The 4,523-nt window shown below is 43.4% G+C and carries 4 protein-coding genes and 1 pseudogene; 3 read left to right on the plus strand and 2 right to left on the minus strand.

Going from position 1 to position 4,523, the window contains the following annotated elements; all coding sequences use genetic code 11:
• The first annotated feature begins 450 nt into the window (after window positions 1-450).
• Entirely contained in the window at window positions 451-1,404 is a 954-nt protein-coding gene (locus tag IM485_RS16210; RefSeq protein ID WP_287744339.1) for an aldo/keto reductase, read from the plus strand.
• Between the two features lie 127 nt (window positions 1,405-1,531).
• A complete protein-coding gene (gene recA, locus IM485_RS16215) occupies window positions 1,532-2,599 on the plus strand; it encodes a recombinase RecA (protein ID WP_104397347.1) in 1,068 nt (355 codons plus the stop codon).
• Window positions 2,600-2,622: 23 nt separating this feature from the next.
• Here the strand turns inward: recA and IM485_RS16220 are convergent, their stop codons facing one another.
• A complete protein-coding gene (locus IM485_RS16220; protein WP_104397346.1) occupies window positions 2,623-3,219 on the minus strand; it encodes a hypothetical protein in 597 nt (198 codons plus the stop codon).
• A gap of 44 nt (window positions 3,220-3,263) precedes the next feature.
• The gene (locus tag IM485_RS16225; RefSeq protein WP_104397345.1) at window positions 3,264-4,133 is read right to left on the minus strand and encodes a bile acid:sodium symporter family protein; all 870 of its coding nucleotides are present in this window, start codon (window positions 4,131-4,133) and stop codon (window positions 3,264-3,266) included.
• 194 nt (window positions 4,134-4,327) lie between these two features.
• Here IM485_RS16225 and IM485_RS16230 point away from each other — a divergent pair.
• Window positions 4,328-4,483: pseudogene (locus IM485_RS16230) on the plus strand (transposase family protein); the annotation flags it as partial.
• Between the last annotated feature and the right edge of the window lie 40 nt (window positions 4,484-4,523).

The following is a 4,523-nucleotide window of genomic DNA, read 5'->3' on the forward strand; positions in this document are numbered from 1 at the left end:
ACCCTTATCCTGACTTGATTTCAGTTTTTTCTTTGTCAGTAAGGGTGTCAACAAGGAATATTACAGATTGTTAACCGAGTCTTGAAAGCCATGTGCGACAAAGGTTTGAAATGTTAAGAAAGATGTGACTAAAGGACAGCCCCCTTGATAAGGGGGGTGCCGATAGGCGGGGGGATCTGAAAACTTTTAACGCCCACCTACTTATAAAGTAGATTAACCTTGAGTCCCCTCGCCTGGTTTGCTGTCTATTTGATACAAAACGTCGGAACCAATAAACAGCTATAAGGTTAGTCATTATTTGACCTTTGCATTAGGCTCCGAGGGGCTGACAACCTTACTAGGCAGTTATTTCAGCTATTACAACCCTGTTTGATGCCTAAACATTTCGCACTGATGAGAAACGCTGTCATTGACTTGTAAAACTTTAAAATTGCCACCTTTGTAGGGAATATGACTAGACAAACCGCTAATCTCGGACAAACAGGAATTGCCGTCAGTGCCTTGGGCATCGGGACTTGGGCATGGGGAGATAAACTATTCTGGAACTATGGCAAGGAATACGGAGCTAGTCAGGTAGAAGCGGCCTTTCAAGCGGCAGTAGAAGCAGGAATCACCTTTTTTGACACTGCCGAAGTCTATGGACTGGGGGAATCGGAACGACTCTTAGGAAAATTTACCCAACAGACCGATATTCCCATCGATATTGCCAGTAAATTTGCCCCCGTACCGTGGCGATTGGGGGCGAATGCGGTTCATAATGCCATTACCGAGAGCTTAAACCGTCTAAAAACCGATAAAATGGCTCTTTACCAAGTACATTGGCCTTTCACCTTCCTGATTAGCCAAGAAACCCTAATGAATGCCCTAGCGGAAGAAGTAAAACGCGGCCGCATTGGTTCCGTGGGTGTAAGTAATTATTCCGCCGAGCAAATGCGTCAAGCAAGCCAGATTTTGGCGAAAAAAGACGTTCCCTTAGCGGTCAATCAGGTGCAGTATTCGCTTTTGTATCGCAAAATAGAAACTAAGGCAATTTTAGCCACGGCCAAGGAATTAGGTGTCACCATCCTTGCCTACAGCCCCCTCGCTCAAGGACTACTGACGGGTAAATATAGCCCAGAAAGCCAGAATTTGCCCGATGGAGCCAGAAAAGTTGACTCGCGGTTCAAAAAAGAAGGTTTGGAGAAAATAGCCCCAATTTTAAGGGTAATGCAAGAATTGGGCGCAAAATACCAAAAAACCCCCGCACAAGTCGCCCTCAATTGGTTAATCGCCCAAGGGGATGTAATTCCCATTCCGGGGGCAAAAACCGCAGCCCAAGCGATCGAAAATGCCGGAGCCCTAGGATGGAGTTTAGAAGCGCAAGAGGTGACGCAATTAGAACAGATGAGCCGACCTTGGCTGTAAAAATCAAAACTTTTGATTTTTGATCACCATTCTGGAAAAAGTCTCTAACTTTTTGGTGATCAAGATTAAAACAGGCTACAATCTTTGCATACTGCTGTACTACTTAAGAAAACTGGGGAGAAAATTAATGGCGACAATGACAAGTAATCCCGATCGAGATAAGGCCTTAGGTTTAGTCTTAAATCAAATCGAGCGCAACTTTGGCAAAGGTTCGATTATGCGTTTAGGAGACGCCACCCGGATGCGGGTGGAAACCGTGCCTAGTGGTGCTTTAACCCTAGATATGGCGTTGGGTGGCGGTTTACCGAAGGGCCGCATCGTCGAAATTTACGGGCCGGAAAGTTCTGGAAAAACCACTTTAGCCCTCCATGCGATCGCAGAAGTGCAGAAAGCTGGGGGAGTGGCGGCCTTTGTCGATGCGGAACACGCTTTAGATCCCACCTATTCGGAAGATTTAGGGGTAGATATCAATAATTTACTGGTGGCACAACCGGATACGGGGGAGGCTGCCTTAGAAATAGTTGACCAGTTAGTGCGTTCTTCGGCCGTGGATATCGTTGTCATCGACTCGGTGGCCGCTTTAGTGCCGCGGGCGGAAATTGAAGGGGAAATGGGGGATAATCAGGTGGGTTTGCAGGCCCGTTTGATGAGTAAAGCCCTGCGAAAAATTGCTGGTAATATTGGTAAATCGGGTTGTGTGGTGATTTTCCTCAACCAACTGCGGCAAAAAATCGGTGTCACCTACGGCAATCCTGAAGTGACCACCGGAGGAACGGCCTTAAAATTTTATGCCTCGGTGCGTTTAGATATCCGTCGCATTCAAACTTTGAAAAAAGGCACGGAAGGGGAATACGGAATTCGGGCTAAAGTTAAGGTGGCTAAAAATAAAGTCGCGCCTCCTTTCCGGATTGCTGAATTTGATATTATCTTCGGTAAAGGCATTTCCCAGGTGGGTTGTATGCTCGATATCGCCGAACAAACTAACGTAGTTACTCGTAAAGGGGCATGGTATAGCTATAATGGCGAAAATATTGCCCAGGGTCGCGATAATGCCGTTAAATATCTCGAAGAAAGGCCAGAAGTAGCGGCAGAAATTGAGAAGTTATTGCGGGATAAATTAGACATGGGTTCGGTTCCTTTACCCACGGAACCGGCCGATGAGGACGAGGGGGACGATGAGGAACCAGAAATCTAAAAGAAGAAGGTTTTAGGTCTTAGTTATCCCCCAGTTTCGGGGGATTTTTTGGTTTCAGAATCGATAGATTTAGCGGCTTCTAACCATGATTGTAAACCTTTTTTAGTCGGTGTTCCTCTAGAGGTAAAAGTCCATAGATCTCGTTTATGTTGGGATCCGTAGCTGATATGAATTGGGCGATTAATTCCGTAAAAATAGAGAGAATCAAAGGGTAATTTTGCGGTTAAAATCCAATCTATTAGGCGATCACTCGTTAAATCGATAATCCGAAAATCACAGGCTGCCCCCAATCGCTGACAATAATATTGACCTTTTTGATTAATTTCGTGGGCGCAATGTTGATCACGACTGGGATCGATTCTCCCGTTTTTTAAGCCGGTGATCGGGTCTTTTTTTTGGAGAAATTTTCTCAGATCATTAGAACAAAATCCGTAGGTTAATTGGAATCTTTCTCGACCAAAATTATCAATAATTGGATCGATAATAAAGTGAGCGAGATTTTGCCAAGCGGTGATCGTTGCGGGATTTTTGGGATAGGGGTCGATTTGTGCTGCGTACTTTTGATAGGTTTGGGAACAGGTAGATAATTCCTCTAGGGTTAAATACTTACCAATTAACATAATCATTTATCAGTTTTTTAGCTATATCCTATCACCCGATTTAGCTATTTTGCCAAAGCTGCTTTTTTGCGACCATAATAAACAGCGATAAAAGCGCTGACATACATCCATAAACTATAGATAATTGCGGGAATGGCTAGATCGGGATTCTTTAATAAACCGGCAGTGATGGCAATCGCTAAAGTGCCACTTTGAATACCCACTTCAATTGCAATACAAATTCTTTGGGGAATAGTTAATTGAAATAAACGACCACTGAAAAAACCAATCAGGGAAGCAATCGTATTTAAAATAATCACTGCCAGACCAGTTTGAGCGATAAATAAAGGTAAACGTTCCCATTCTTTCAGGATTAATAAGAAGATAATAACTGCTAGAAAAATTACGGCCAAACGATTAGTTATCGGTTCCAGACTTTTGGCCAGTAAAGGAAAGTAATGGCGAATAGTCATACCCATAACCATGGGTAAAACTATAATCAAAAATATCTGCGCCATAGTGGAACCAATGGGTAGGGAGATGGCGGCACTTTCCCCCATAAAATGCTGGATAGTAAAACTAGCTAAAAAAGGTATTGTGAAAATGGTGATGATGCTACTAAAAGCGGTTAAAGTAACAGAAAGAGCCACATCTCCCTTAGCTAAATAGGTTAAAACATTGGAGGAAGGACCGCCGGGGCAAATCGCGACAATCATTAAACCGACGGCAATTTCTGGACGGAGAGGCAAAAGAGAAGCAATAATAAAACCGATGATCGGTAGAATAATAATTTGATTGACTAAACCAATCAGGACTGCCTTGGGATAACGGGTGATACGCTGAAAATCGGCGGGAATTAATCCTAATCCCATGCCCAACATTAAAACGCCTAGGGCAACGGGTAAGAGGATATTAGTAAAAAAGTTGGCATGCATGGGATAAAAGCCGAGAAGATGAGCTTATTTTCCCATAAATTGACTAATTTATTCTTGTCCCTGGTTCCCGATTTTGCCGACTAAAAAACCCCCCGTGTGCAGAGTAGGGCTGTTTCATTCTCCCATCAGAATATCAAAAGTAAAAGCGATCGCTATCAGGTAAAATGAGGAGTGACCGCCAACTTTTAAAATATATGTTGAGCTTAATAGAAAAACTAAAACAAGTCAAGGACTTTCGGAAAGATAAAAGAAAAAGACACCCTTTATGGATAGTATTAGTAGTAATAATACTGGGAACAATGCTAGGATACTCAGGTTATAGAGAGCTAGGAGAGTTTGCTAAAAATAACTTGCCCTGAGCCAAGTCGAAGGGTCGGCACAGGCTCAGTC

The organism is Microcystis sp. M169S2 (assembly GCF_020245865.1).
Lineage (GTDB): Bacteria > Cyanobacteriota > Cyanobacteriia > Cyanobacteriales > Microcystaceae > Microcystis > Microcystis ichthyoblabe_A.